Consider the following 2,871-nt stretch of genomic DNA (forward strand, 5'->3'; position numbering starts at 1 on the left):
GGGTGGGGTCGAAGCTGACCCAGCCCACCCGGTCGAAGGCCACTTCCACCCAGGCGTGGACGTCCTTGCCGGTGATCTTCACTTCGCCGGCGCCGTTCTCGGGACTCGTCGGCTCGGGGTAGAACCCCATCACCACCCGGGACGGTATCCCGAGGTGCCGGAGCATCAGCGACATGGACACGGCGTACTGCTCGTCATCGCCCAGCATCTGCTTGGCGGTCAGCAGGTTCCGGATCCGCGATGAACTGTGGCCGGAGACGCTGGGCAGCTGCCCTTCGGTGACGAGCCCGTTGCTGAAGGCTCCGGTCTTTTGGAAGTGTGCTTCGATCTGACGCACCCGGTCGATCGCGGTGGGGGCATCGGCCGAGAGGTCGTTGGCCTGGGAACCCACCACCGGCGGGACTTCAACCGCGTCCGGCAGGGTGATCTTTGCGAAGTCGTACTGGGTCAGCTGTCCGTGCTCGAGCTTGACCGGATCCGAGACCTGGACACTGTACGAATCACCTTTGGACAGGCCCTTGGTGGTCACTGCGGTGTCCGTTCCTGCGTTGAAGTACAGGCCCGAGGCCGCGGCAGAGGCACTCTGGTCAAAGGCCAGGCCGGTGGTCTTCCTGCCGCCCGGGACGAAGTACCCCTGGTAGTCCTCGATGGTGATGCCGATGGAGTAGTCGTTGGTGGGCACCACGCTTGACGTGTCGGCCAGGGTGTTGATGGACTCCGTGTCGCCGACCTTGCTGAAGCTGCCGGAGCCGTTGGGGTCCATGTTGTAGTTGGTGCCGTTGAAGGTATCAAGGGCACCCAGCCGGACCCGGGCATCGCGCGGCAGGCCCTTGACCACGAAGAGTGTGTCGTCTTTCTTGTCCTTGACGAACGTCCGGAAGCTGGCCAGTGGGGTGATGTAGGCCTTGGGATCAAACGGCGGGACCACCACGTTGCGCAGGACCTTGCGGTCGGAGCTGGCGGTCACCAGGGGCGCGGCGAGTGACGTGATGGCCACGCTGGCGGCGATGACGGCGGCTGCGGTGCCGAGCCTGCGCAGCCGGGCCTTTTGGGCGGTAGCGGTATCGGTCAGGGGGCTGTTGACGGCGACCTTACGGGTGTCGCTGCGCCGCAGCGCGTCGCGGCGGAAGGTGGCCCAGGCGATGGCAACAACGGTGAGCCCGATGCCGCGCTCCACCGTGAGGAAGGCGGCGTTGGTGCTGAAGGCAATGCCGGTGACGAACAATGCCAGCACCGGCAGCAGCGGCCAGTAGGGGGTCTTGAGACGCCAGGTGAGGACGCCGGCCACCAGGGCCGTCAGCAGGGAGCTGAGGAACGGCACGATGAGAACGCCGCCCGCTGACCCCACCGGCACGCCGACGGTGAGCATGTCCTTCCATGCGAAGACGACGCCCAGGAGCAGGGTCCGAAGGGAATCAAGGCTCGGCAGGAAGCCGGCCACTGCCGTGTCGGGAACAGCCAGCGCCGTGCCGAACAGCAGGTACGCACCCAGTGTGATCGCCGAGGTGATCAGCAGCCCCAGACGGAGGTGCGCGTTGGCGGCAGCGATGCCCAGCCCCAGGACAATTCCGCCGAAACCCGAGATCAGGTAGTACGGGTCGCCGCCGTAGCTGAGGCTGAAGCCGAGCAGACCCAGCCCCAGCAGGAGGGTGAGGGCGCCGGCGTCGAGCACAAAGTGCCAGACCGGTTGGCCGTCGGCAAACGCCGATTCAGTCTGTCGCTGCTGCTGGCGGGGCCGGAGGCCCGGTTGGGCGCTCATGCGGCGGCCTTTCTGAGGACGATGGCCAGGTCGGCGAGGTCGCCGAGAGTCAGCACCGTGAGGTCTGCGATGTTGGCGCGCGTGGGTGCAGCCCCCATCTGGAGGCGGACAGCCAGGCTGCGGACTCCGGGCGGCACGGATGCCGCAGCTGACCTGAGCTGGGCGGGGGTGACATTGCTGCCCACCACAAAGAAAACCACCGACGCGTTGGGAACCGTATCTGCCAGGGTGCGGGCGAGGTCGACGGCGGTCCGCCGCATGGGTGCCCCGACGATCCGTGTCATGTCGTCCAGCATGTTCCTGCCGGTTTCGCAGCGAAGCGGCCCCTTCTGGGTGAGGACGTCCAGCTCGCGCTGTTCCCGGATGGCCTGCCGTCCGATGGACGCGGCAGCAGAGATGGCCATTTCGAATTCCTGCTCTGACTCGTATTCGTCGGTATTGATGGACAGCGAGATGGCGAGGTGGGCGCGCCGGGTTTCCTCAAACTGTCGCACCATCAGCTTGTTGGTCCGTGCCGTGGTCTTCCAGTGGATGTGCCGCCGGTCATCGCCCGGTACGTAGTCGCGCAGGGCGTGGAAGGAAACGTCGGCGCTGGAGAGGTCCGTGGTGGGCATGCCCTCAAGGTCGCGGATGAAGCCGGCCGCGGAACCGGCCAGGGCAACGGTGCGCGGGTGCACGAAGAGGTCCTCCGGCTCAGTCCACATGACCTGGCGACGGAGCAGGTGCAGCGGGTCTGCCCGGACGGAGCGGACCGGTCCCACCACGATGACGGCACGGCGGGCTGTGGGGATGGTGAAGAGATCCTCATGCACCTGCTGGGGCTTCATCCTGGGCAGGTGGAAGATCGCGGTGGCGCTGCCCACCGGCAGTTCCAGCGCCGCCGGCAGGAGCGGGCGGGTTGAGGTGTTGGAAACGGAAATGCTGCCCACTGCACTGTCGCCTACGGCCACCCGGGTCCGGGCCAGGTCCAGGATCACACCGTACGAGGAGCGGCCCATGATGAATCCGATGGCGATGAGGAAGAGGACGAACGCGGCGATCGCCGCGGCCTTCGCTTCCTGCCACCCGAAAGCCTGGCCGAAGCTCCACAGCAGGATGGACGCGGCAAGGAC

General features: G+C 66.7%; 2 protein-coding genes. Both read right to left on the reverse strand.

Going from position 1 to position 2,871, the window contains the following annotated elements; all coding sequences use genetic code 11:
• The coding region (locus tag DBR22_RS02295) for a transglutaminase-like domain-containing protein (RefSeq protein WP_108597603.1) at positions 1-1,759 on the reverse strand (1,759 nt) is incomplete at its 3' end.
• Positions 1,756-2,871 (reverse strand): DUF58 domain-containing protein (locus tag DBR22_RS02300; protein ID WP_108597604.1); only part of this gene is annotated, 1,116 nt, incomplete at its 5' end. The genes DBR22_RS02300 and DBR22_RS02295, both read right to left, overlap by 4 nt.

Source organism: Arthrobacter sp. HMWF013, from assembly GCF_003061105.1.
Classification (GTDB): domain Bacteria; phylum Actinomycetota; class Actinomycetes; order Actinomycetales; family Micrococcaceae; genus Arthrobacter.